General features: G+C 70.1%; 26 protein-coding genes and 1 pseudogene. 15 read left to right on the plus strand and 12 right to left on the minus strand.

Annotation, left to right across the window (positions count from 1 at the left end; all coding sequences use genetic code 11):
* Window positions 1-18 precede the first annotated feature (18 nt).
* Complete coding sequence (locus EDM04_RS13910; protein ID WP_123623139.1) at window positions 19-1,179, plus strand: thiolase family protein; 1,161 nt, start codon at window positions 19-21, stop codon at window positions 1,177-1,179.
* On the plus strand, window positions 1,176-1,634 hold the full coding sequence (locus EDM04_RS13915; protein ID WP_123623141.1) for a Zn-ribbon domain-containing OB-fold protein: 459 nt from the start codon (window positions 1,176-1,178) through the stop codon (window positions 1,632-1,634). The genes EDM04_RS13910 and EDM04_RS13915 overlap by 4 nt, the downstream gene beginning before the upstream one ends.
* Window positions 1,635-1,662: 28 nt before the next feature.
* Here EDM04_RS13915 and EDM04_RS13920 read toward each other — a convergent pair whose 3' ends face one another.
* The 3 genes from EDM04_RS13920 to EDM04_RS13930 are packed head-to-tail and all read right to left on the minus strand — an operon-like array spanning window position 1,663 to window position 5,401.
* Window positions 1,663-2,439 carry a metallophosphoesterase gene (locus tag EDM04_RS13920; protein ID WP_123623143.1) on the minus strand — a complete coding sequence of 259 codons (777 nt, stop codon included), beginning with the start codon at window positions 2,437-2,439 and terminating at the stop codon, window positions 1,663-1,665.
* Window positions 2,439-4,130 (minus strand): hypothetical protein, encoded by a 1,692-nt coding sequence (locus tag EDM04_RS13925; RefSeq protein WP_123623145.1) that lies wholly within the window; start codon window positions 4,128-4,130, stop codon window positions 2,439-2,441. The genes EDM04_RS13920 and EDM04_RS13925 overlap by 1 nt, the downstream gene beginning before the upstream one ends.
* Entirely contained in the window at window positions 4,127-5,401 is a 1,275-nt protein-coding gene (locus EDM04_RS13930; RefSeq protein WP_123623147.1) for a Single-stranded DNA binding protein, read from the minus strand. The genes EDM04_RS13925 and EDM04_RS13930 overlap by 4 nt, the downstream gene beginning before the upstream one ends.
* On the opposite strand from EDM04_RS13930, the gene EDM04_RS18610 reads away from it, so the two are divergent.
* Together EDM04_RS18610 and EDM04_RS13935 are read left to right on the plus strand one after the other, a co-directional pair.
* Window positions 5,384-5,536 (plus strand): hypothetical protein, encoded by a 153-nt coding sequence (locus EDM04_RS18610; RefSeq protein WP_164471141.1) that lies wholly within the window; start codon window positions 5,384-5,386, stop codon window positions 5,534-5,536. The two genes, EDM04_RS13930 and EDM04_RS18610, sit on opposite strands and share 18 nt — an antisense overlap.
* 31 nt (window positions 5,537-5,567) lie before the next feature.
* A pseudogene (locus tag EDM04_RS13935) lies at window positions 5,568-5,885 on the plus strand (hypothetical protein); the annotation flags it as partial.
* A 154-nt stretch (window positions 5,886-6,039) separates the two neighbouring features.
* Here EDM04_RS13935 and EDM04_RS13940 read toward each other — a convergent pair.
* Together EDM04_RS13940 and EDM04_RS13945 are read right to left on the minus strand one after the other, a co-directional pair.
* Window positions 6,040-7,068, minus strand: a complete 1,029-nt coding sequence (locus EDM04_RS13940; RefSeq protein WP_123623352.1) for a glycosyltransferase family 4 protein — start codon at window positions 7,066-7,068, stop codon at window positions 6,040-6,042.
* A gap of 142 nt (window positions 7,069-7,210) precedes the next feature.
* Complete coding sequence (locus tag EDM04_RS13945) at window positions 7,211-7,489, minus strand: DNA-directed RNA polymerase subunit L (protein ID WP_123623150.1); 279 nt, start codon at window positions 7,487-7,489, stop codon at window positions 7,211-7,213.
* 113 nt (window positions 7,490-7,602) lie between these two features.
* Here EDM04_RS13945 and EDM04_RS13950 point away from each other — a divergent pair, with 113 nt between their 5' ends.
* Both EDM04_RS13950 and EDM04_RS13955 read left to right on the plus strand, forming a co-directional pair.
* Entirely contained in the window at window positions 7,603-8,190 is a 588-nt protein-coding gene (locus EDM04_RS13950) for an N-acetyltransferase (RefSeq protein ID WP_123623152.1), read from the plus strand.
* A gap of 220 nt (window positions 8,191-8,410) precedes the next feature.
* Window positions 8,411-9,676 (plus strand): FAD-binding oxidoreductase, encoded by a 1,266-nt coding sequence (locus EDM04_RS13955; RefSeq protein ID WP_123623154.1) that lies wholly within the window; start codon window positions 8,411-8,413, stop codon window positions 9,674-9,676.
* A gap of 9 nt (window positions 9,677-9,685) precedes the next feature.
* Here the strand turns inward: EDM04_RS13955 and EDM04_RS13960 are convergent, their stop codons facing one another.
* From EDM04_RS13960 to EDM04_RS13965, 3 genes are all read right to left on the minus strand, one after another.
* Window positions 9,686-10,132, minus strand: coding sequence for an Hsp20/alpha crystallin family protein (locus tag EDM04_RS13960; protein WP_123623156.1), 447 nt, complete (start codon window positions 10,130-10,132; stop codon window positions 9,686-9,688).
* A 3-nt stretch (window positions 10,133-10,135) separates the two neighbouring features.
* A complete protein-coding gene (locus tag EDM04_RS18615; RefSeq protein ID WP_008004573.1) occupies window positions 10,136-10,291 on the minus strand; it encodes a hypothetical protein in 156 nt (51 codons plus the stop codon).
* Between the two features lie 98 nt (window positions 10,292-10,389).
* Window positions 10,390-10,785, minus strand: a complete 396-nt coding sequence (locus EDM04_RS13965) for a hypothetical protein (protein ID WP_123623158.1) — start codon at window positions 10,783-10,785, stop codon at window positions 10,390-10,392.
* Window positions 10,786-10,899: 114 nt separating this feature from the next.
* Between EDM04_RS13965 and EDM04_RS13970 the strand changes: the two genes are divergently transcribed.
* Together EDM04_RS13970 and EDM04_RS13975 are read left to right on the plus strand one after the other, a co-directional pair.
* Entirely contained in the window at window positions 10,900-12,777 is a 1,878-nt protein-coding gene (locus EDM04_RS13970; protein ID WP_123623160.1) for a radical SAM protein, read from the plus strand.
* Between the two features lie 4 nt (window positions 12,778-12,781).
* A complete protein-coding gene (locus EDM04_RS13975) occupies window positions 12,782-13,678 on the plus strand; it encodes an MBL fold metallo-hydrolase (protein ID WP_123623162.1) in 897 nt (298 codons plus the stop codon).
* Between the two features lie 25 nt (window positions 13,679-13,703).
* On the opposite strand, the gene EDM04_RS13980 is transcribed toward EDM04_RS13975, so the two are convergent.
* Both EDM04_RS13980 and EDM04_RS13985 read right to left on the minus strand, forming a co-directional pair.
* Window positions 13,704-14,324: an HAD family hydrolase gene (locus tag EDM04_RS13980; protein WP_123623164.1), complete on the minus strand. Its 621-nt coding sequence runs from the start codon at window positions 14,322-14,324 to the stop codon at window positions 13,704-13,706.
* A 104-nt stretch (window positions 14,325-14,428) separates the two neighbouring features.
* A complete protein-coding gene (locus EDM04_RS13985) occupies window positions 14,429-14,911 on the minus strand; it encodes a hypothetical protein (protein ID WP_123623165.1) in 483 nt (160 codons plus the stop codon).
* A gap of 166 nt (window positions 14,912-15,077) precedes the next feature.
* Here EDM04_RS13985 and EDM04_RS13990 point away from each other — a divergent pair, with 166 nt between their 5' ends.
* The 7 genes from EDM04_RS13990 to EDM04_RS14020 all read left to right on the plus strand — a co-directional run bounded on the left by EDM04_RS13990 (window position 15,078) and on the right by EDM04_RS14020 (window position 19,408).
* Entirely contained in the window at window positions 15,078-15,911 is an 834-nt protein-coding gene (locus tag EDM04_RS13990; RefSeq protein ID WP_123623167.1) for a hypothetical protein, read from the plus strand.
* Between the two features lie 95 nt (window positions 15,912-16,006).
* A complete protein-coding gene (locus EDM04_RS13995) occupies window positions 16,007-16,645 on the plus strand; it encodes a halocyanin domain-containing protein (RefSeq protein WP_123623170.1) in 639 nt (212 codons plus the stop codon).
* Window positions 16,642-17,031: a hypothetical protein gene (locus tag EDM04_RS14000; protein WP_123623171.1), complete on the plus strand. Its 390-nt coding sequence runs from the start codon at window positions 16,642-16,644 to the stop codon at window positions 17,029-17,031. Before EDM04_RS13995 ends, EDM04_RS14000 begins: the two co-directional genes overlap by 4 nt.
* Window positions 17,032-17,037: 6 nt before the next feature.
* The gene (locus tag EDM04_RS14005; RefSeq protein WP_123623173.1) at window positions 17,038-17,847 is read left to right on the plus strand and encodes a cytochrome bc complex cytochrome b subunit; all 810 of its coding nucleotides are present in this window, start codon (window positions 17,038-17,040) and stop codon (window positions 17,845-17,847) included.
* A gap of 4 nt (window positions 17,848-17,851) precedes the next feature.
* On the plus strand, window positions 17,852-18,640 hold the full coding sequence (locus EDM04_RS14010; protein WP_123623175.1) for a cytochrome bc complex cytochrome b subunit: 789 nt from the start codon (window positions 17,852-17,854) through the stop codon (window positions 18,638-18,640).
* Between the two features lie 38 nt (window positions 18,641-18,678).
* The gene (locus EDM04_RS14015) at window positions 18,679-19,119 is read left to right on the plus strand and encodes a hypothetical protein (RefSeq protein ID WP_123623177.1); all 441 of its coding nucleotides are present in this window, start codon (window positions 18,679-18,681) and stop codon (window positions 19,117-19,119) included.
* A 4-nt stretch (window positions 19,120-19,123) separates the two neighbouring features.
* Window positions 19,124-19,408: a hypothetical protein gene (locus EDM04_RS14020; protein ID WP_123623179.1), complete on the plus strand. Its 285-nt coding sequence runs from the start codon at window positions 19,124-19,126 to the stop codon at window positions 19,406-19,408.
* An 850-nt stretch (window positions 19,409-20,258) separates the two neighbouring features.
* Here EDM04_RS14020 and EDM04_RS14030 read toward each other — a convergent pair.
* Window positions 20,259-21,314 (minus strand): hypothetical protein, encoded by a 1,056-nt coding sequence (locus EDM04_RS14030; protein ID WP_123623181.1) that lies wholly within the window; start codon window positions 21,312-21,314, stop codon window positions 20,259-20,261.
* Entirely contained in the window at window positions 21,311-21,808 is a 498-nt protein-coding gene (locus EDM04_RS14035; RefSeq protein WP_123623183.1) for a FlaD/FlaE family flagellar protein, read from the minus strand. Before EDM04_RS14035 ends, EDM04_RS14030 begins: the two co-directional genes overlap by 4 nt.
* Window positions 21,809-21,857: the final 49 nt, after the last annotated feature.

Consider the following 21,857-nt stretch of genomic DNA (forward strand, 5'->3'; position numbering starts at 1 on the left):
CGCCGTGGTCCCACGCGTATGGAACGCGTAGCGATCATCGGCGCGTCGATGACCCGGTTCGGGCAGCGCGACGCCTGGGTGCGCGAGCTGCTGGCCGAGGCGGGCGCGGCCGCGCTCGACGACGCCGGGATCGGCGGCGACGACCTCGATCACCTGTACGTCTCGAACATGGCCAGCGGCGAGTTCGAGGGCCAGACCGGCGTCCCGAACGCGCTCGCCCACGATCTGGCCGCACAGCCCGCCTACACCGCCCGTATCGACCAGACATCCTCGTCGGGCGGGGCGGGCGTGTACGCCGCGTGGCAGTCGGTCGCCTCCGGCGCGAGCGACCTCACCATGCTGGTCGGCGGCGAGAAGATGACCCACCGAACGACCGCGGAGGCGACCGACGTGATCGCGTCGCTCACCCATCCGGTCGAGTACAAACAGGGCGTGACGCTCCCCTCCTTCGCGGGGCTCACGGCGCGGCTCTACCTCGACGAGTACGACGCCCCCCGCGAGAGTCTCGGGAAGGTCGCGGTGAAGAACCACAAAAACGGCGTGGACAACCCCCACGCGCAGTTTCAGAAGGAGGTCGACCTCGACACGGTGCTCGAGTCGCCGATCGTCGCCGATCCGCTCCGGCTGTACGACTTCTGTCCGATCACGGACGGCTCCGCCGCGCTCGTGTTCTGTCCGGAGTCGGTCGCCGCGGAGTACGTCCCCGAGGACGAGTACGCGGTCGTCTCGGGGATCGGCGGCGCGACCGACACCCACGTCGTCCACGAGCGCGCGGACCCGACGACGATGGGCGGGGTCGTCGACTCCTCCGACATCGCCTACGAGATGGCCGGAATCGGTCCGGACGACGTCGACGTGGCGGAGCTCCACGACATGTTCACCATCCTCGAGTTCCTCCAGAGCGAGGACCTCGGGTTCTTCGAGAAGGGCGAGGGGTGGAAGGCGGTCGAGGAGGGCGTCACCGACCGCGACGGCGAGCTCCCGATCAACACCTCCGGCGGGCTCAAGTCGAAGGGCCACCCCCTCGGCGCCAGCGGGGTCGCACAGGTGTACGAGATATTCGAACAGGTCACCGGCAACGCCGGCCCGCGGCAGGTCGAGGCCGACACGGGGCTCGCCTGCAACGTCGGCGGGTTCGGGAACTGCGTGACCACGACGATCCTGGAGGGCACCCAATGAGCGACAACGAAGCGGCCGATACGAGAGTCGACGATCAGACGGACAGCGCCGAGCCGGCCTTCGAGGCCGCCGAGTACGCGGACGGCACGGTCACGTACCCGCCACACACCGTGAGCCCGAACGGCGCCGAGCGCGTCGGTACGGTCGACCTCCGAGAGTACGAAGGTCGGGTCCTCACGTGGACGACCTCGACGGCGACGCCGCCGGGCGTCCGCGAGCCGAACACCCTCGCGATCGTCGAGTTCGAGATGGGCGACGGGTACGACGGCCCGGCGGTCCGTGCGCTCGGCCAGATCGCCGAGCGCGAGGACGGCTCCGGGGAGACCTTCGACGTCGACATCGGCGACCGCGTCGAGCCCGTCTACGCCGACGAGCTGCGCGAGCCGGGCGCCGGCATCCGCGAGCCCGAGAGCCAGGACTGGGACGGGTTCCGGTTCCGGCCCGTCGAGGAGTAGTCGCGGTCGTTTTCGGCTTTTCGTCGGTTCACACCCGCCGGTAGTCCCCGAGCCGCGTCCCGTCGAGCAGGTACGCGTCGCCGGCCGGGAGCGCGTCGGGGAGGAACGGCGCGAGGAACGACTGGCCGTCGACGTTGACCCACGTCCCGCCGGAGCGCTCGTTGAACGCGGGGAAGACGACGAGTTCGGGCGGGTCGGAGCGGTCGCGCTCGTTTCCGTCCTCCTCGACGAACGCTCCCGGATCGAGCGTCCCGCGCAGCCACGCGCGCTCGACCCGCGAGCCGCCGACCGCGTCCTCCAGTCGCACTTGGGGGTGCTCGTGACCCATACAGACCACGTCGGCGTCGAGGAGCGCGGGGTCGGGCCACGTGTGGCCGTGGACGACGCCGACGCTATCTCCGAGCACGTCCCCGCCCGCCCCGATCACGTCGAGGTCGGCGACGAACGCCTCGGCGACGCCGGCGTCGTGGTTCCCCTCGACGAGCGTTATCGGGACGCGGTCCGTGACCGTCCGGATCAGCTCGACGAGCTCCTCGCGCTCGTCGCCCTCCGGCGCCGCGATCCGGTGCGCGAGGTCACCGAGGACCACCACACGGTCGGCGTCGGTCTCCGCGATCAGGGCGCAGAGCCGCTCCCGTCGCTCGTCGGCGCGGCTGTCGAGCTCGACGCCGCGCTCGTACCGGAGCCCGACCTCGATACCGGCGTGCACGTCGGCGACCAGGAGCGCGCGCTCGCTCCCGAGGTCGGCCACGGCCGCGGGCTCGCCGACCACCGGTTCGACGGCGGGCGACGCGGCGGGCGCCATCAGATCGGCTTGAGCACGCCGTCGCCGGGCTCGTAGCACTTCCCGCTCATCAGCGCGTCCTGGATCGCGTCCTCGACCGCGTCGGCGCCGACGCCGTGGTCGTCGACGACCGCCTCCACGACGGCCTCGCGGTCGGCGCCGTCGCCGTCGTCGAGCTCGCCCATCGCGTCGATGACCGCGACTTCGAGGTCGAGATCGTCGGCCGCCTCGCCGTCGTCGCCGGCTGGATCCGCGCTCTCCGGGTCCGCGTCGGTCGCGTCCGGCTCCTGAGCGTCCGGTTCCGCCGCGGTCGCATCAGCGGCCGCGTCGGCCTCCGCGGACTCCGCGGTGCCCTCCTCGGCCGAGGGCTCGTCGATCTCCTCGGGCTCCGGCACGTCGATGTCGGCCTCACCGGGGTCGTCGACCTCGCTCCCGGTGGAGAAGTCGGTGCCGAACTCGGACTCGATCTCCTCGCGCTCCTCCTCGTCGAGCTCGTACATCTCGTCGGACGCGGGCTCGGTCGGCGGTTCGTCGAGGTCGGCATCGCCGTCGTCTCCGCCGGATTCGTCGGCCTCGGTGTCGTCCGTCCCGACGTCGTCCGTCCCGGCGTCGAAGTCGCCGAGACCGTCGCTCTCGTCGTCGAGCTCGGTGGCAGGATCGGGTTCCGACTCGGAGCCGGCGGATTCCGACTCGGTCTCGGAGGGATCGGTGTCGGCGGCCGCGGCGTCGACGGTGTCGGCGGTGTCGGCAGTGTCGGCGACGTCGGCAGGCTCGGAACCGATCGAGTCGGTATCGGTCGAGTCGGCGTCGGCCGATCCGGAATCGTCCGTCTCGGTGACTTCAGCCGTTTCGGCCGTTTCGTCGCCTGTCGCCGCGGGTTCCGGCTCGGACTCGGAGGCAGCCTCGTCCGATTCGGAGGCGACCGGCTCGGGTTCCGATTCTTCCGTCCCTTCGTCGCCGACCGGCTCCGCCGGCGTCTCGATCGTCACGTCCGTCTCCGGAAGCGCGCCGACGGCGACCTCGCCGCCCTCGTCGGGCGCGATTTCGAGCGCGCGCACCTCGTCTCGGTCGCCGGCGATCAGCTCTAAGGCGTCGATCGCGAGCCGCCGGAGCGCCTCGACGTAGGCGGGCGAGGTGTCGTAGTGAGCGATCGCCTTCGGGATTCCCGCCGCCAGCGACGCGGGCGCGCCGCCCGATTCGAGGGCCGCGCGGAGCTCCTCGCCGCGGAGGTCGGAGCCGAGCGCCTTCTCGAAGACCGCGAGCCGGTCGAGGGTGGCCTCCGCGGCGGAGACGACCCACCGGTCGCGGGTGTCGGCGTCGACCGCGTTGAGGCTCTCGGGCCGGACCGAGGTGAACACGCGGTCGGAGTCCTCCGGCTCGAAGGTGCGCGCCTTCCCCGTGAGCGCGACGAACGACGGCGGGTCGGCGCGCTCCAAGAACGTCTGCGCCTCCGGCTGGTACTGCCCGGCGTAGGTGACGAACGCGCCGGAGGGGTCGACGACGCGCCCGCGGCGCGTCTCGTCGTTCACGCGCTCGATCTCGGTGAGCACGCCGGCGACGAACAGCCGGTTCACGCGGGCCCCCGTGGGGGTAACCACGTAGTTCGGGGCGCGCTCCTCGTCGCTCTCGGAGTACGAGAGGGAGGCGTCGTCGAACTCGGCGGCGAACAGCCGGTGGGCGACCTCGCGGGCGCCCGGCCCGTCGTCGCTCATTCGCCCACCTCCGCGAGCGCGGCGCGGGCGTGGTCGGCCGGGTCGTCGTCCGCGAGTTCGAACTCGCTCGCGTCGAGGTTGGCGCCGTAGTCGTCGACCGAGAGGTTCCCGCGGACGCGGTACGCGCGCCCGACCAGCGAGTCGGCGATCGCCTCGGCGACGACCTCCTTGTCCATCGCGTCCTTCGCGGCGTCGAGGGCGTCCTCGAGCCCGCCGCCGTACACCTCGGCGGTGAGCTCGTCGTCCAAGACGACGGTGACGGTGTCGGTGCCGTCGTCGACGATCGCCTTCACGCGCAGGTCGTCCTCGCCGTCCACGTCGCCGTGGCTCCGGCACTGACCGTTCTGGACCACGCGGCCGCACTCCGGACAGCGCTCGATGAGCCCGGAGCCGTCCCGGATCTCTAAGACGTTCCCGACGACCTCCACGTCGAACATCCCGCCGGAGCCGACCGCCTCGGCGACCGACAGGCGGGGCGCGTCCTCCGCGACCTCCACGGGGTCGGGGAGGGGCGTCACCGTCGAGAACTCGGTGAGGTTGATCGACGGGACCCCGCGGAACTCCCGGACGTACACGTCCTCGATCCGGAGGTCGGCGCCCGGCTTCAGCTCCGACCGGGGCTGCCAGTCGGTGAAGGGAAGCTTCGCGGTGGCGTCGCCGACGACGCCCTCCAGGATCTCCGTCTCGCCGTCGCGTCCGGAGATCGTCTTCTCGTCGACCTCCAGCACGCGGACCTCCACGTTACGGCCGCGGTCGCCCGCGTCGATGTCGACGAGGCTCCGGTCGCCGCCGACCTCGTGGTCGACTTCGACCTCCTCGTCGGCGATGGCGACGGTGGTCGAGTCGTTGAGGTTGAGCTCCGGCGCGCCCTCCCACTCCCGGACGCCGGCGTTGCCGATCGTCAGGGAGTCGCCCGGCTCGAACCCGAAGTCCTGCCACGCGGTGTAGGAGATGACGCCGGTCTCGTCGGCGACCTCCCCCTCGCGGATCGTGAGGTCGTCGCCCTGGTACCGGATCGTCCGCGTCCCCTGCGTGAGCACGCGGACGGTGACCGTCACGCCGTCGTGGTCGGTGGTGATCTCGCCCACGTCGACCGAATCGGGCGTCGGCGTCGAGCCGCCGCCTCCGCCCCCGTGTTTCCGGCGGACGCTCTGTTTGGCCTCGTCGATCGGGACGCTGTACTCCAGTAAGTTCTGCAGGTCGGCTTTGACCTCCTCTTTGTCGACGCCGAGGTCGGAGGCGAGTTCCTCGGCATGGCTGTTGACGTCCATCGGGTCGAGGTTCGACGCGACCGCACAAAAGGGTTCACCACCCCTCGCGCGGCTGACCTCCGCGAGGTCGTCTCCCGCTCGGCCGATCCCCACGGAGCCGTCTCCTGCGAGGCCATCCCGCGCGACGGCCGGTAGGGCTAAACCGCCCCCGTCCGCAACGTGGGGCATGGACGAGATCGACATCGACGCGCGCGTCACGGGGGAGCGGACCGTCATCGACGTGACCGGGACCCGCGACGTCGCCGTCGTCGTTCGCTCCGCGAGCGGCGAGCGGATCTACCTCCCACCGGAGAGCTTCGACGAGCCGATGTCGAGCTCGCCGTACACCTCGCCGTATCAGGGCGGGAGCGGAATCGACGGCGAGGAGAGCCCGTACGGCGGGGGATCGGGGAGCACCCGCGGCGTGATCGAGACCGCGGACGGGTTCCGGGTCACCCACCCGGAGACGGCCACCGAGTTCAACGTGTACCGCGGCGACGACGACGGCGACGGTGACGACGACGGCGACGGTGACGACGACAACGACAACGGCGACGGCGAGGAGTAGCGGGAGGAGGAGGGCAAGAGCGAGTAGCAGCGACGACGAGTCGGCGGCGGCGAGAGAAGCGAGTCGAGGGGGACGGCGGCGTCCGCGCGTTTTACGCCACGTCTTCGTACACGGCCAGCGTGTCCTCGGTGACGTCCGACCACTCGCGGCGCTCGTACTCCGGGGGACCCTCGCGGTCGAGCGCGACCGTGATCCCCTCGACGATCGACTCCGAGTCGACCTCGACCTCGACCAGGCAGTCGTCGGGGAGCACCTCCGCGACGCCCGACCGGGTGGCGACGACCTGCGTCCCGGACTCCAGCGCCTCGGTGATCGTGATCCCGAACGGCTCCGCGTACGAGGGCGAGACGAACGCGTCGGCGGCGGCGTAGTAGTCGCCGAGCTCCGCCTCCGGGACGTAGCCGACGAACTCGACGCGGTCCTCGATCCCGAGCAGCTCGGTGAATCGCTTCAGCTGGTCGGTCTGGTGACCCGACCCGCCGACGACGAGGGTCACGCCCGGACGGTGGAGCTTCCGCATCGCGTACAGCAGGTGCGAGATCCCCTTCTGATCGGTGTGTCGACCGACGAAAAACAGCATCTCCCCGTCGATTCCGAGGTCCTCGCGGACGTCCTTCCCGGAGAACGTCGGCGTCGAGAAACCGTTGTACACGACCCGCGAGTCGGCGTCGTACAGCTCCCGGATGTCCTCGCGGACGAGCTCGCTGACCGCGATGTTGGTGTCCGCGGCGTTCGCGAGGCGGCGCTCGGTCTCGACCTCGCGGGTCGGCGGGTCGATGTTGCGGTCGCTCGCCAGCGAGTGGAACGACGACACCCACGTCGCGTCCGACGCGCGGGCGGCCTGTCGACCGGGCCCGTACCCGAACCAGTCGTGCGTGTGGATCACGTCGTGGTCTGGAGCGAGCTCGGCGAACCGGTCGCTGAGCCGGTCGACGCGGGCGGCGACGTCCCCCTCGCCGGTCTCGACGGGCTCGATCCCCGGCTCGTCGTCCGGCGCGAACTCCGCGGGCAACACGAGGGTGGCCTCCACCCCGAAGTCGTCGCGGAGCCCCGAGAACAGTTCGCCGACGTGGACGTCGAGCCCGCCGGTGATGTTCGGCGGGTACCCCCATCCCAGCATGAGTACGCTCGGCGGCATACCTCCCCGTTTTGGGAGTCGGCACTTAGGTATGCCCCTCGTATCCCGGCCGAGCGGCTCGCGGGAAGTCGAAAGCGTGTGAAAAACCGGTCGAGAACTCCCGTCGATCCGCGTTTGGACCGGCTCAGGCCGCCTTCACGGCGTCGCGCAGCGCGTCCGTGCGTTCGGTGATCGACTCGGCGGCGTCGGCGAGCACGTCGAGCGGGTCGCCGGACTCCGATTTCACCGTTAGCACCGGCTCCGTCTGACCGCCGGACTGTTCGGGGTTCATGTCGTAGGTCGCGGCCGCGACGTCGTCGGTCTCCAGCAGGACGCCCTTCAACACGTTCATGAACGTGTGGTCCTCGCCGGCGATCTCGATGCGGAGTTCCGTGTCGGTCTTCTCGATGACCCGCAGTTCCATGTTCGTGACGTCGAGCGAGCGGCGTTTCAAGCTTTCGTCTCCCGTATATCGGGAGCTGCGACCGACCCGCACGCGACCCGAAAGCGTATGCCGCCGGCTCCGGTGGCCGCCGTATGGAGATCCGACGCCTGTCGGCCGACGAGGAGGCCCTCCGTCGCTACGCGGCGGAGCTGTGGCTCCCCTACCACCGCGATCTCGAAGCGAACGTGGCGACGCACGCGCTGGCGGACCGACCCGACGAGGAGCTGATCGCGGCGGAGACCCGGTTCCGGCTCGACCTGCTCCGCGAGGACGCGGACCGTCGCCTCTGGGTCGTCGCGGTCGACGCCGGGGTCAACGGGGACGGTGTCGACCGCGAGGACTTCGACCCCGAGCGCCTCGACCCCGGGAATCCCGCGGCTCCCGGTGCACCCGGCTCCGACCGCGGTCTCGTAGCGTTCGTCTCGACGAGCGTCGACGAGTGTCCCACCGTGTTCGACCGGCCCGATCGGCTCGTGGTCGGCGACATCTACGTCAGCGAGCCGTACCGCGGGACCGGGATCGCGAGCCGGCTGATGGAGCGCGCCGTGATCGATGCCCGCGAGGCGGACTGCGGCGAGCTCCGGCTCGACGTCGACGTCGACAACGAGCGGGCGATGGCGTTCTACGAGAAACAGGGGTTCGAGCCGTATCGCAAGCAGCTGACGCGGGAGGTGGAGTAGGTGGACGGGTTATAAGCGATCATTGCCGTCGCTCACAGTTCTTTTAAATACCGATGCGCGAACACCGATCTGCGATACCCACTCCCCTAATCTCCCGCCGCGTGTCTGTACTGATCGCAGCCGGACCCGGCTGTGCTCGCTACCGAGGGTTTCAACGGGCCCGTCGGCCCTCGGAGGCGCCCGCCCTCGTTTTTAAGGCGTATCGGTGACAGGCGAGCGCATGGGCCGCTCCGACGCGTCGACGGACCGAGACGTACCCGCGGATCGAGGCTCCCCGCCTCCCGAAGTCGCGGTCGTCGGCGGCGGCGCCGTCGGCGTCACCGCGGCCGCCGACCTCGCGGCCCGCGGCGCCGACGTGACGCTGTACGACCGCGGCGACCTCGGTGCCGGTAGCTCCGGGCGCGCGGCGGGCGTGCTGTACGACGCCTACGCCGAGGACGTCGACGCCGCGCTCGCCGCCCGCGCGATGGAACGATTCCGGGCGTTCGACGACACGCTCCCCGGGTTCTCCGTTACGCCGTGCCCCTACGTCATCGCCGTCCGCGGGGGCGACCCGGACGCCGAGGCCGTGCCGGCGATGGTCGACCGGATGCGCGGACACGACCGCGACGTCTCGCTCGTCGATCCCGCGGCGCTCGGCGAGCGGTTCCCCCTCGCGACCGACGACCTCGCGGTCGCCGCGGTGGCCGACGGCGCCGGCTGGTGTGACCCCGCGAGCTACGTCGCCGCGACGGGCGAGCGCGCGCGCCGCGAGGGTGTCACCGTCGAGACCGACACCCCCGTCTCGCTCGCGGGCGAGGGCCCCGGCCTGCGGGTCGGAAACGCGGGTACGGGCCGATCCGGGACCCGCCGAGAGTTCGACGCGGTCGTCGTCGCCGTCGGCGCGCACACCTCGGCGTTCCTCGGCGACGCGGGGCGCGAGGTCCCGGTGGTCCCCTACCGCGTGCAGGCGCTGACGGCGGGGGTCGGCGGCGGGGCGAGGAGCTACGACGGACCGATGGTGTACGACGCGACCGCGGGCGCGTATTTCCGACCGCACCCGACCGGGTTACTCGCCGGCGACGGCACGGAGCCGGTCCCGGCCGACCCGGACGACTACGACCGCACGGGCGACGACTGGTTCGTGGAGTCGGTCTCGGCGACGCTCCGCGAGCGGCTCGGCGAGGCTGCGGTAGAGGGTCTCGACGTGGAGCGCGCGTGGGCCGGGCTCTGCACGGCCACCCCCGACGGCGACCCCCTCGTCGGGCCGGTCGGCGACCCCGCAGACCGCGTGTTCGTCGCCGCCGGCTGGCAGGGCCACGGGTTCATGCGCGCACCGGCGATCGGCGAGCACGTCGCCGAGGGGGTGCTCGCGTCGCTCGACGGGACCGGGGCGGGGGACTCGGAGTCGCCGTGGATCGACGCGTTCGATCCCGATCGGTTCGACGGGGGCGAGGAGTTCGAGATCGCGGAGGGGATGTCGGTGGAGAGTCGGGCGAGGGAGTGAGGAGTCGTCTCAGGCGTCGTCGGCCGCGTCGAAGTCCGCCTCGTCGTCCTCCTCTACCACTTCCACGTCGCGTCCGTCGTCCTTCTTCGGGATCTCGACCTGAAGGGTGCCGTTCCGCGTGAGCGTCGCGTTCGCGCCCCGCGGCGTCACGTTCGCGTCGGGGGGGAGCTCGGCGCTGCCCGAGAGCGAGACGCCGCGACCCGGGAACAGCATCTCGTAGCCGTCGTAGAAGTCGCGGAACCGGTCGAGCTGGACCTCGACGGTGTGATCGAGGAACGTCACGTTCAGGTCCTCGCCGCGGACGCCCGGGGCGTCGAAGACGACGAGGTACGCGTCGTCGCTCTCCAAGAGGTCGTACGAGAGCGGGCGGCGCTCCTGCATCTTGCTCCACCCGCGGCCGAGGCGTTCGAGCGCGCGGCGGACGATCGACCGCCCGGCCTCGACGAGTTCGCTCACGGGCTACACCTCGATCTCGGCGAGGTCGCTCCCGCCGCAGTACGGGCACGACAGGTCCTCGACCGCGTGGTCGTCGGGCACGTCGTAGGTGTAGTGGTTCTCGAACATGTCGAGCTCGCAGTCGTCGCTCTCGCATTTGACCTCCATCGTCGATGGCATATACCGACGTGTTGTGTCGGCGAGGGCTTAAACGGCGTGGCGGCGGCGGTCGAGGCGCGCGGAGCGTGCCCGTCGTGGCGGTGTGGCCGCCGTGGCGATCAGACCCCAGGTCCGCGAAGCCGCTTGGGGACGACGGTTCGCTCGGCGAGCAACGTGACGAGGATCCCGAGCGCGACCCCCGCCCAGACGCCCGGACCGTACGGGAAAAGCGCCGGGGCGAGCGCGAGCGACACGCCGAGCCAGACGGACGCGAGGAGGATCCCCGCGCCAGCGGCGACGTACGCCAGCGTCTCGCGGCGGTCGCTCGGAACCCGGTCCCGCGCTAGCCACGCGATCGGTCCGAAGACGAGGGCGGTCCCGGCCGCCCACGCGGTCGCGACTCCCCACGGGCGCGGTTCGGCGGCGTAGAACTGTCCCGCGGCGAAGAGGCAGACGCCGGCGATCACGACGTACTGCACGACGCGCAGTCGGGTCGAAACCGTCTCGGAGGGCATGAGTCTCGATCCCGGGCGGTCCGATATAAGCGATTCCCCGCCGCGTTCCGGGCTGTGCGTTCCGCCCTCGCGTTCCGCACGCTTTTCCCGTCTCGGCCGACTACGGTGGGTAACATGACCGATTCGCCCGCGTCGGGCCGGGGCTCGCTCCCGCCCGACCCGAACGACCTCTCCGTCACCGTCGTCGACGGCTACGTCGACGAGCCGGCCCACTTCGGCGTGCCGCCGTACATCTCGACGTATCCGCGGTACACGGCCGGCGCGCTCGTCGACGCGGGCGTCCCCGAGTCGCAGGTCACCTACCACACTATCGACGAGCTCCGCGACGACCGGAGCAAGCACGCCGACGTCGCGAACGCGGACCTCATGGTGTACGTCGGCGGGATGACGGTCCCCGGGAAGTACGTCGGCGGCACCCCCGCCGAGCCGGACGAGGTGCGCGAGCTGGGGTGGACCGCCGACGGCGTCACCCTGCTGGGCGGCCCCGTGCGGTTCGGGGTCGGCGACGAGAACGCGGGCGCGACCGAGACCGAGCGCGACGACCTCGACTACGACTTCGTCGCCATGGGCGACGTGGAGGCGGCCGCGTACGACCTCGTCAGCGAGGGGTTAGAGGGGTTCGGCAACCGGATGCGCGACAACGCCGAGATCGACCGGTGGGCCGAGAAGGGGGCGTTCGTCGTCGAGCAACATCCGAACCACCCCGACTACCTCATCTGCGAGATGGAGACCTCTCGCGGCTGCGCCTACCGGTGTTCCTTCTGCACGGAGCCGCTCTACGGCAGCCCGGCGTTCCGCGAGGCGCGGTCGGTCGTCGACGAGGTCGACGCGCTCTCCGACCGGGGAGTCAAACACTTCCGGCTCGGCCGGCAGGCCGACATCCTCGCGTTCGGCGGCGACGGCGAAGCACCGAATCCCGACGCGCTCCGGGAGCTGTACGGCGGGATCCGTGAGGTCGCCCCCGACCTCCGGACGCTCCACCTCGACAACATGAACCCGGTGACGATCACGGACTACCCGGAGGCCTCGCGCGAGGCGATCCGCGTGATCGCCGAGCACAACACGCCCGGCGACACCGCGGCGTTCGGACTCGAGTCGGCGGACCCGGTCGTCCAAGAAGAGAACAACCTGCTCGTCACCGCCGAGGAGTGTCTGGAAGCCGTCCGCGTCGTCAACGAGGAGGGCGGCTGGCGGCCGGGCGACGCGCCGGAGACGACGCCCGGCGACGACGACCGGGTGACCGGTCCCTCGACCGGCCCCGACGCCTCGCCGCGGCTCCCGAAGCTCCTCCCGGGGATCAACCTCGTCCACGGGCTCGCGGGCGAGCGTCCGGAGACCTACGAGCACAACAAGGAGTTCCTCCAGACCGTCTACGACGAGGGGCTGATGCTCCGCCGGATCAACATCCGGCAGGTGATGGCGTTCGCGGGCACGGAGATGGCCGAGACGGGCGCCGACATCGCACAGGAGCACAAAGACCAGTTCCAGGCGTACAAGAAGGAGGTGCGCGAGACGGTCGACAACCCCATGCTCGACCGCGTCGTCCCGCCGGGGACGGTCCTCCCCGACGTGCACTTGGAGTACCACCAGGACGGCAAGACGTTCGGGCGCCAGCTCGGCACGTACGCGCTCCTCGTCGCCGTCCCCGGCGAGCGCGAGCTCGGCACCGCGATCGACGTGGCGATCACGGACCACGGCTACCGCTCCGTCACGGGCGTCCCGTACCCCCTCGACGTCAACGCGGCGTCGATGGACGAGCTGACCGCGATTCCCGGCATCAACCGGAGCAAGGCGGGAGACGTCGTGGTGGGGCGGCCGTACGGCTCGATCGACGAGGTCGACTCCGGCGTCGCCGACCTCTCGCGGTTCGCCGTCGCCGACGACACGGACGTTCCGATCCCGGGCCGCGACCGCGCCGGGTCCGGTCCCGGGCCCGCCGCGCGCTCGCTGCTCGACCGGCGCGACGGCTCCTCCGTCGGCCGCGGGGACTGAGCCGATGGCGGCGCCGGATCCGGACTCGCCGATCGAGCGCGTCGAGATCCCGGTCGACACCCGCGCGCCCGGCGGGACGACGAACGCGTACCTCGCGGCCGGTCTCCTCGTCGACCCCGCGGCCCGGACGGGCGCGCTCGACGCGGCGGTCGGCGTGGGCGGGGCGGGCGATGACGAAACGGGCGACGACGAAACGGGCGATGACGAAACGGGAGGGACCGCGATAGACGCGATCGCCGTCACTCACACGCATCCGGACCACGTCGGGGCGGTCGCCGAGTACGCCGACCTGACCGGTGCGCCCGTGTTCGCGCACGCGGCCCACGTCGATCGGTTCGTCGCGGCGACCGGCCTCGAACCGGACGGGACGTACCGCGACGGCGACCGCGTCGGCGACACCACCGTCCGCGCGGTCGAGACGTCGGGGCACGCCTCGGACCACGTCGCGTTCGCGGTGGCGGGAGGGGGCGCGCGAGACGACGAGCGGGAAGGCGGTGGACGCGCACTCCTCTGCGGCGACCTCGCCGTCGCCGAGGGGAGCGTCGTCGTCGGCGCCCCCGACGGCGATCTCCGCGAGTACCTGGACAGCCTCGAACGGGTCCGCGAGGCGCGGTACGACCGACTGCATCCCGGACACGGTCCGGCGATCGACGACCCGGAGGCCGTCTGTCGGCGCCTGATCGACCACCGGCTGGACCGCGAGCGGGCGGTCCTCGACGCGGTCGAGGCCGGCGCGAGCGACGTGGAGGGCGCGGTCGACGCCGCCTACGAGAAGGACCTGACCGGCGTCGCGGACCTCGCGCGGGCGACGGTCGTCGCGCACCTCGAAAAGCTGCTCGCGGAGGGTCGGATCGGTCGGGAGTGGGCGGCTCGCATCGACGGGGAGACGACCGGCGAGTAGGCGTTCCGGCGGGACGCCGCGCGGTTCACGGCTCCGCTTCGAGGTGGGCCGCCAGCTCGTCGAGCGGGGTCTCCGTCACGTCGACGAACCGGCCGCCGACGTCTTCGACGCCGCCGTCGGTCTGGGAGTCGTCGCCGACGTGGACCAGCGACGCCGGGGCGACGCCGAGCGCCTCGGCCGCCGCCTCGAACGCCTTCGGGTGGGGCTTCCGCCAGCCGCAGCCGACGCTCGTCGTGACCGCGTCGAACTCCCCGCGGAGGCCGGCTCGGATCAGCGTCTTGGGCACCAGCTCCGGCACCGCGCAGTCCGAGAGGAGGCCGACCGGTCCGCGCTCGCCGACGTCGCGGACGGCCTCCAGCGCGCCGTCGCGTCGCGTCACGTCCGGGTCGAACGCCGCGACGACGGCGTGCCGGACGACGTTGTCCGCGGCCTCCACGCCGCGGGATTCGAGCGCGTGCGCCACGTGGGCGGGGAGGGGAACCTCGGCGCCCGTCGGGGCGTCGACGTGTCGCTCGCCGTACGCGACGTGCCAGTCGTCCGGCACCTCAACGCCGCGCGACTCCAGCTCGCGGGCGACGATCTCCGCGGGGTCGGACGGGTACTCGACGTCGACGAGGGTCCCGAACAGGTCGAAGGTGACTGCCACAGTATCGGAACTACGGCGAAAACGGGATTGAACCTGTCGGTCGGTGCGGTCGATGCCGGGTTCCGAGCCTGCCCGGGAGCCGGACGTCCATCGGGGAACGCCCGTCAGAACATCGGCGCGATGTGAAGCGCGTAGAGCCGGTAGAGTCCGGTCACCCACGCGCACAGCCAGAGGAGCATGAACCCGGCCACGCCCGCCCGGAGCCGCGCCCGCCAGTGGCCCATGTCCTCGTGGATCTCGTCGATGTCGACGTCGGGGTCCTCGTAGGCGTCGGCGTTGCGCTTCGCCTGGAGGATGCGGACGATCCCGGTGAGCGCGAACGCCAGCAGCGCGTACGCCTGCACCCCCAGGAACGCGTGGATCACGGCGATCCCGGAGAGATGGAGGAAGAGCCGCGGGATCATCCACCCGACGATCGGGACGGTCGTGAGCACCAGCCCGACGGCGATGTACCGCAGGTGGCGCATGAGCACGGTCCACGTCACGGTCTCGGTGTCGATCATGATCCACGCCCCGTACAGCAGGAACGGGAGGCTCGCCGTCACCGACAGCCCGGCCGCCGCAGCGATAACCGACTCGTCGACCATTACCAGCGGTTGGATCTCCGGCGCGTAAAGCCCCGCGATCCGCGGCTCCGCGGTCGGGACGTTCCCGCGCCGATCGCTCGGACCGTCGCGGTCCGGTTCCCCCGAGCCCCGATCCGCCAGCCCGTAGACGAAAACCGTTAGCGTCCGGAGCACGTATCGCCGGGCAATGGAGGACACCTCGACGGAACCGGATCCGGTGTCGCGGCCGGACCGGACGCCGGACGAGTCCGAGGGCGACGCTCCCGCCGACGCGTCCGATGGTCTCGACGCCGACGACGACGCGGACGACCTCGCCGCGCTCCGCGAACGGGTCGAAGCGGAGTACGACTTCGACGAGTTCGGCCCCTCGGACATGGCCCGGATGAGCGCCGAGGAGTGGGACGCCGCGTTCGATCCCGAGTCGTGGATCACCGGCGACCGGCTGCTCGATCGCGCCGAGGCGGAGCTGAAGTCCCGGATCGCGCGGCGGGAGGTGTTCGGCGTGTTAGAGCGCGTCCGCGAGGACGGCGAGGAGCGGATCCTCGTGTACTCGGACGAGGGGTACGCGATCGTCCGACCGTCGGGCGAGGTGAGCGGTCAGGGGACCGTGCTCCGCGACATCGAGCCGATCGTCGCGCTGGCGGCGATGGAGTCGTACGACGTGCCCGAACCACCGGACGACTGGTCGCTCCCGCATCCCGACACCGTCCCCGAGGGCTCGGGCGAGTTCGGCAACCTGATGGTACAGGTGATCGCGGTCGTGCAGGTGCTCGCCGGCGCGGCGCTGCTCGTCGCCTCGCTGGTCGCCGACCTGAACACCATCGTCGCGCCGGCGGTGGGGATCGTGTTCCTCGTCATCGGCCTACTGTTATTCGTCATGGTCGCGAACGCGCGCCTCTCCGATCGGTTCCGTTCGGAGGAGTACCGCGACCGCCTGCGGGCCCTCCGCCAGGCCAAGGAGCGCCCCGACTTCGTCCCCGTCGAAGGCGGGGTCGTGAACGAGGACGAGCGCGAGGAGTGAATCGCCGATATCGACGGCTACAGGCCTTGTAAAGCCCTCCCCGTCGACGGGTTCAGTCGGTGGGTTTAAGCGCACCCCGTCCCGAGTGAGACTGTATGAAAAGGCGGGAATTTGTGCGGACGGCCGGCGGCGCCAGCGCCGCGGTCGCGGCCTCGGCCGGGGCGACCGGAACGGCCGCCGCACAGGAGGCGGAACCGGACTGGCCGAGCGGGGTCTCCGACGGGAACCTCGGAGAGTACCAGGACGCCCGCGGCGAGAGCGAGGTCACCGTCGAGGTCGGGGCCGGCAGCGACGGGCTCGCGTTCGCACCGACCCAGCTGTGGGTCGACACCGGCACGACGATCACGTTCGAGTGGACCGGGGCCGGGGGCGACCACAACGTCGTCACGGTGGAGGGCGAGGCCGCCCTCGACAGCGGCGACCCGGTCGGCGAGGAGGGGTACACCTACGAGTACGAGGTGACCGAGGAGGACGCCGGTATCACCCACTACCACTGCGTTCCCCACGACGCGGTCGGGATGCACGCCGGCATCGCCGTCGGCGAGGACGTTCCCACCGTCGAGACCGGCGGGAACACCGGATGGCCGGAGAACATCGCCCACGTCGGCGTCCCGCTGCACGCCCACTGGGTCGGCATCGCGGCGATACTCGGGATCGCGCTGACCTTCGTGTTCACGTTCTACCTGCTGAAGTACGGTGAGTCGGCACACACCGGCCACGGAGGGAACCAATGAGCTCCGGCGGCTCCTCGTACGGCGACATCCACCGGTACGAGCCCGCACGCGAGAGCACCGCCGCCGCGATCGCGATCGTGCTCCTCACCGTCATCGAGGTCGTGTTCGTCTCCCTGTTCGTCTACGGGCTCATGTCCGCCTGGGCCTCGACGGAGTTCGGGAACATGTTCACCGGCGCGCTGCTGGCGATGATCTTCATCGATCTGGCCTTCATCCTCCTGTTGTACCGCAAGGAGTTCCTGCCCGACGTGATGATCGTGAAGAAGCGCCGCCGCAAGTGGGAGGACCTCTACGTCCGCGAAGAGGAGAAAGACGGCGTCGGCGTCGACACCGGGAACCTGACCGAGACGCTCAAGCGGGCCGTCTACCCGTACTACAAGAAGTAACACACAATGAGCCTCAAAAAACAAGACGAGATGGACCACAACGCGTGGCTCAAAAAGCAGGACCTGACGGTCATCGAGACCGCCTTCCTGACTACGCTCATCTGGCTCGACAAGCGGCTCCGCATCGTCGACTACCTCGAACTGCTGGAGACGATGTACTACCGCGCGAACCTCCAGATGCCGAAGAGCCACACCGAACAGTACGACCTCGACAACAAGTTCTGGTACTGGTACCCCCTGTACTCGCTCGGCTCCCTGTCGATCGTCGCGTACCTCGTCGCCGCGGTCTCCGGCGCGCTGCTGGGCTTCTACTACGCCCCGTCGACCGCCGGCGCCGCCGCGCAGGGCGACCCGACGGCCGCGTACGACTCCCTCGTGATGATCATGACGGACGTGCAGTTCGGGTACATGCTCCGCTCCATCCACCGCTGGGCCGCCCAGTTCATGGTGGCGGCGGTGTTCCTGCACATGCTTCGCGTCTACTTCACCGGCTCTTACAAGGAGCCCCGCGAGGTCAACTGGATCCTCGGGATCGTCCTCATCGGCCTGACGCTTTTGTTCGGGTTCTCCGGATACGTGCTCCCGTGGAAGCAGCTGTCCTTCTGGGCCGCACAGATCGGCGTCGAGATGGCGCTCGCGACGCCCCTCGTGGGCGAGTGGGCGGCACAGCTCCTGTTCGGCGGCTTCACGCTCGGACAGGCGACGCTCGTGAGAATGTACATCCTGCACGTGTTCGTGCTGCCGTTCGTGGTAACGGGGCTCATCGCCCTCCACGTCGGCATCGTCTGGGTGCAGGGCATCGCGGAGCCGCACTAATCCAATGACCGACGACGACACCCCCATGACGGACGGAGGAACCGACGCGGAAGCGCGCACGGACGGCGGTCCGCCGGCCACCGTGCCGCCGGACGACGAGACGCCCACCTGGTCTGACCGCAAGGAGCGCTCGCAGGGGCTCGCACAGCTCACCTACCAGTACTTCGAGCGCTCGCGCCGCGAGGACGAGGACCTCCGGGCGGAGTCGACGTACGTCGAGCGCGACGTGCTCGGCTTCCCGACGTGGCCCCACGAGACGCTCCGGAACCTCGCGATCACGAGTTTCTTCGTCGGGATCATGATCCTCGTCGCGGCGCTGATGCCGGCGCACTTCGGCGAGCCCGCAAACCCCGGCTCGACGCCGGCGATCATCCTCCCCGACTGGTACCTCTACTGGTCGTTCGGCCTACTGAAGCTCAATCCGCTCAACCCTGAGCTGGCCGTGCTCGGCGGCAACATCGTGATGTCGAACGAGCTGCTCGGCATCGTCGCCCACGGGATCGTCTTCGGCGTCATCGGGCTCGTGCCGTTCCTCAACAAGGGGAGCGCGCGCCGCCCCGTCGAACAGCCGTTCTGGGCCGCCGTCGGCGTCACGGGCGTCATCCTGGCGTTCACGCTCGCGGCGCTCGCGATCCAGAACTTCTTCCCGATCTCGCTCGACCTGCTCATCACCCTCACGTTCGTCCTGCCGGTGCTGGGGGGTATCATCACCTACGCGGTGTTGAAGACGATGCGTGAAGGGTACATGTACGACCTGAACCGGCGGTACTACATGCTGCGGCCCCCGAAGTAACGGGTCGAACCGTCCCGATTTTGCGGTCTCCGTCACCGATGTCACCACCACCCGACAACGACGACACGCAGGCGTACGACGAGACGGGCGATCCCGTCGCGAAGGACGCCGAGGACGCCGAACGGGACCCGCGAGACGAACCGACCGGGCCGCGCGTCGGCTCAGACGGTCGGGAGATCGTCGTCCCGTTTCGGCTGTACAAGGCCGTCACCGTCTTCTCGACGCTCGCCGCCGTGATCGCGTACCTGATCGGATTCACGCTGATCGACGCGGCGACGCTGCAGATCAGCTTCGTCCGGACGGCGATCGTCTACCTGCTCAACAGCGCCGGCCTCTACCCGTCCGACGACCTGCTGGTCGCGGCGCTCGCGATCACCGGTATCGGGTTCCTCGTCGCGGGAACGGCGGTGTACGTTCTCGGGACGCGGTTCCGTGGACAGGGGATGGGAAAGCCTCAAGGCGATTCCAGCGAAACCTGAGATAATGGCAGACGAGTTCATCAAGGGGTTCACCCTCTTCACGCTCGGCGGTCTCGGATGGCTCACCTTCGGCGGCTGGTACCGGACGCCCTCGTACTACGAAATCGTCCAGCTCGTCAACCCGGCCGAGGGGGTCAACACGGCCTACGGCGAGATCGGGCTGGTCCTCGGCGACGCGTCCTTCTGGGTGATGATCCTCGGTGCGCTCACGTTCTGGGTGTTCATCCCGGCGAGCCGTCAGCTCCGCGACGCGCTCGGCTCTGACGCCGACGCCGACGCCGCGAACTGACCGCGACCGCTCCGGTTCCGCTTCCGACTCCGTTTTCACCCTCTGCCCGTTTTTCGTCGTAGTGCCTGCTCCGCGTTTCGACCCCGCCGGCTCGCTGTTGCCGTCGCCGTGTTTCCGATCTGACTCGAAAGCGTTCGAAACTGCGTCGTTAGCCCGCGTTGCTTCGTTGTATCTCCACCAGACATCCTCTCGTCCGGAATAGCCGATTAATTGACGACGGGAGTACGTCTCGCACGTTTGTGAGGTAGTTGTTTATAAGTCGAACTGTTAGGGTGCTGTCGGCTGTTTATAAGCGATCGGTAGTGTTGCGGTGAAGGCCTGCAAAGCCCCAGCCGCGCTCGACTCCCACAGCTCGCTGCGCTCCTCGTCACTCGCGGTGCTCGTTCCTGCGGTGCTTACGTCGCTGGGGTTCGCCGAGCGCGGCTGCCCCTTTGAGTCCCGCCCAATCCCGCACCGCAACCGCGCCTCACACCTCCCCAGCCTCGCGGCTCACGACTTGCGGCTTCGCCGCTCGCGTTCGCCGCGTCCAGCGAGGGACCGAAGGTCCCTCTGGCAGTCGGGCTTCGCCCGACGACCTCGCGCGTGCTCCTCGCGCCCAGTGGGCGCTCGGAGGCACGCAGGGAGACGCAACGCGCCTCTTGCAGCCGGCGGCTCTGCCGCCGGCGACGCCACCGCATGTTCTTTATAAGCGATCGTCACTGCTGGTCATTCTCATTTAAATACTCTCTCGCCGCCACCGATCTGCAACACTCACTCCCGTAGCCGATCAAGAAACAGTCATCGTTGACGGGGTACGTCACCGCTACGAGGAAGATAATTTCGATAAATATACAGAAAACAGGCCGGCCGCTCAGATCAGGCGCTCGGCGATCCGACCGGCGCCCTCCGCGGCGGCGGTCGCGGGGTCGTCGGGGGAGACGACCTCGACGTCGCGGTCGAGCTCGGCGGAGAGCCGCTTCTCGAACTCCTCGGTGAGGCCGGGGATGCAGGCCATGCCGCCGGTCGCCGCGACGGGGCGGCCCAAGGCGAGCTGGTACGGCTTCATGTGGTCGTTCGCGAGCTCCGGGAGGAACTCGTTGGCGACGACGTCGACCGCCTCGTCGATGTACCGGTCGACGGGCTCGCGCACGCCGCGGTCGACGGTGAACTCGTGGCTCCCGCCGCCGGGCTGTTGGATCACGTCCGTGAACGGCTCGAAGTCGTACACGTCGGCGTGTTCCTCCTTGTACTCCCGGGCGGTCGTCCGGTCGATGTGGACGCGACCCTGGCTCTCCTCCTCGACGGCGGCGACGATCCGGCGGTCGACCTCGTTGCCCGTCACCGAGCCGGTCGAGAACGGCGAGAGCTGCTCGCCGCGTCGGTAGGCGCACGCCTCCAGCGTCGTGGACCCCATGTTGACGGAGACGAACACCTCGTCGATGGCGGACAGGTCGTCGCCGTAGGCGGGGATCGCCCCGCACAGCGACTCGGGGTAGCTCCGCGTCTCGACCCCTCCGATCGAGGAGCCCTCGATCACCGACTTGAGGTTGTTCACGCCCGCCTCGTTGTCGATGGTGGGGACCGCGTAGACGACCGCGCTGTCCTCGGGCACGTCGTGGGCGTCCACGAGCGCCTCGAAGAAGCGCTCCGCGTCGGCGACGCTCTCGTCGTCCTCCGGGAGCCCCGAGCGGAGCATAAAGCGCACCGTGTCGGGGTACTCGATCGCGGCCTCGTGGCCGAACAGGACCTTCTCCTCGCCCGTGATGGCGTCCTCGTAGGTCGCCAGACACGTCAGCGTCGAGTGTCGCTCGCGACCGCCCCGCCCGTCGGGGAGGTCGAGCACCGTCCGGGTGCTGCCGAGTTTCACGCCGACCGCTTCCGGGCCGTCTGTACCGTTGATGTCCGTGGATTCGTCGTCGTCGCTCATGATTCACTCGCACACGAAGCGATCCGGACGATGGAGACGAGGCTGATCCGGTGGTCGGCGGGGGTGAATGGCCGGTCGTACCGCGGGGCGTCGAACCCCTCCAACCGGCGCCGGAGGGCCGCGACCGCGTCGTCGTCGACCCAGCCGAGCTCGGCGTAGTACGCTAACGCGTCCCGGCTCCGCACGTGGCCGCCCACGTCGACGAGGTAGCCGAGCCACTCGCCGATCTCGTGTTCCGCCTCCGGGGACGCCGGGATCGCCGTCAGGTACGGCCGATCGCCGGCGTCGGATCGGTCCCCGTCGCCGGAGAGCCGCAGCCCCCGCTGACGCTGGAGCAGCTCGGTGAACGCGGCCGAGCGGGCGGCCTGCTCCGCTCGGTTCCGGTTCGGCTGACGAAGCGACCGCTCCCGAGGCGCTCCGTCGGCGCCGTCCCGCGGTGCGTCCGCGATCCGGCGCAGCTCCCGCACGTCGTATTGCCGTGGATTCAGACTCATGTTCCGTCCGTCGTTCGCGTCCGTACCGGGACGCTCACGGGCCGGCTAT

This window comes from Halorubrum sp. CSM-61 (assembly GCF_003781945.1).
GTDB lineage: Archaea > Halobacteriota > Halobacteria > Halobacteriales > Haloferacaceae > Halorubrum.

What these genes read in the sequence shown, in the direction of transcription:
- EDM04_RS13955 (WP_123623154.1), top strand. Translation starts at nt 8,411, where the DNA reads ATGGGCCGCTCCGACGCGTCGACGGACCGAGACGTACCCGCGGATCGA.
- EDM04_RS13950 (WP_123623152.1), top strand. Translation starts at nt 7,603, where the DNA reads ATGGAGATCCGACGCCTGTCGGCCGACGAGGAGGCCCTCCGTCGCTAC.
- EDM04_RS14015 (WP_123623177.1), top strand. Translation starts at nt 18,679, where the DNA reads ATGTCACCACCACCCGACAACGACGACACGCAGGCGTACGACGAGACG.
- EDM04_RS13970 (WP_123623160.1), top strand. Translation starts at nt 10,900, where the DNA reads ATGACCGATTCGCCCGCGTCGGGCCGGGGCTCGCTCCCGCCCGACCCG.
- EDM04_RS13910 (WP_123623139.1), top strand. Translation starts at nt 19, where the DNA reads ATGGAACGCGTAGCGATCATCGGCGCGTCGATGACCCGGTTCGGGCAG.
- EDM04_RS18615 (WP_008004573.1), bottom strand. Translation starts at nt 10,291, where the DNA reads ATGCCATCGACGATGGAGGTCAAATGCGAGAGCGACGACTGCGAGCTC.
- EDM04_RS13985 (WP_123623165.1), bottom strand. Translation starts at nt 14,911, where the DNA reads ATGGTCGACGAGTCGGTTATCGCTGCGGCGGCCGGGCTGTCGGTGACG.
- EDM04_RS14035 (WP_123623183.1), bottom strand. Translation starts at nt 21,808, where the DNA reads ATGAGTCTGAATCCACGGCAATACGACGTGCGGGAGCTGCGCCGGATC.
- EDM04_RS18610 (WP_164471141.1), top strand. Translation starts at nt 5,384, where the DNA reads ATGGCTGTTGACGTCCATCGGGTCGAGGTTCGACGCGACCGCACAAAA.
- EDM04_RS14000 (WP_123623171.1), top strand. Translation starts at nt 16,642, where the DNA reads ATGAGCTCCGGCGGCTCCTCGTACGGCGACATCCACCGGTACGAGCCC.
- EDM04_RS13940 (WP_123623352.1), bottom strand. Translation starts at nt 7,068, where the DNA reads ATGCTGGGATGGGGGTACCCGCCGAACATCACCGGCGGGCTCGACGTC.
- EDM04_RS13965 (WP_123623158.1), bottom strand. Translation starts at nt 10,785, where the DNA reads ATGCCCTCCGAGACGGTTTCGACCCGACTGCGCGTCGTGCAGTACGTC.
- EDM04_RS13945 (WP_123623150.1), bottom strand. Translation starts at nt 7,489, where the DNA reads ATGGAACTGCGGGTCATCGAGAAGACCGACACGGAACTCCGCATCGAG.
- EDM04_RS14020 (WP_123623179.1), top strand. Translation starts at nt 19,124, where the DNA reads ATGGCAGACGAGTTCATCAAGGGGTTCACCCTCTTCACGCTCGGCGGT.
- EDM04_RS13975 (WP_123623162.1), top strand. Translation starts at nt 12,782, where the DNA reads ATGGCGGCGCCGGATCCGGACTCGCCGATCGAGCGCGTCGAGATCCCG.
- EDM04_RS13990 (WP_123623167.1), top strand. Translation starts at nt 15,078, where the DNA reads ATGGAGGACACCTCGACGGAACCGGATCCGGTGTCGCGGCCGGACCGG.
- EDM04_RS14030 (WP_123623181.1), bottom strand. Translation starts at nt 21,314, where the DNA reads ATGAGCGACGACGACGAATCCACGGACATCAACGGTACAGACGGCCCG.
- EDM04_RS14010 (WP_123623175.1), top strand. Translation starts at nt 17,852, where the DNA reads ATGACCGACGACGACACCCCCATGACGGACGGAGGAACCGACGCGGAA.
- EDM04_RS13925 (WP_123623145.1), bottom strand. Translation starts at nt 4,130, where the DNA reads ATGAGCGACGACGGGCCGGGCGCCCGCGAGGTCGCCCACCGGCTGTTC.
- EDM04_RS13920 (WP_123623143.1), bottom strand. Translation starts at nt 2,439, where the DNA reads ATGGCGCCCGCCGCGTCGCCCGCCGTCGAACCGGTGGTCGGCGAGCCC.
- EDM04_RS14005 (WP_123623173.1), top strand. Translation starts at nt 17,038, where the DNA reads ATGAGCCTCAAAAAACAAGACGAGATGGACCACAACGCGTGGCTCAAA.
- EDM04_RS13915 (WP_123623141.1), top strand. Translation starts at nt 1,176, where the DNA reads ATGAGCGACAACGAAGCGGCCGATACGAGAGTCGACGATCAGACGGAC.
- EDM04_RS13995 (WP_123623170.1), top strand. Translation starts at nt 16,007, where the DNA reads ATGAAAAGGCGGGAATTTGTGCGGACGGCCGGCGGCGCCAGCGCCGCG.
- EDM04_RS13930 (WP_123623147.1), bottom strand. Translation starts at nt 5,401, where the DNA reads ATGGACGTCAACAGCCATGCCGAGGAACTCGCCTCCGACCTCGGCGTC.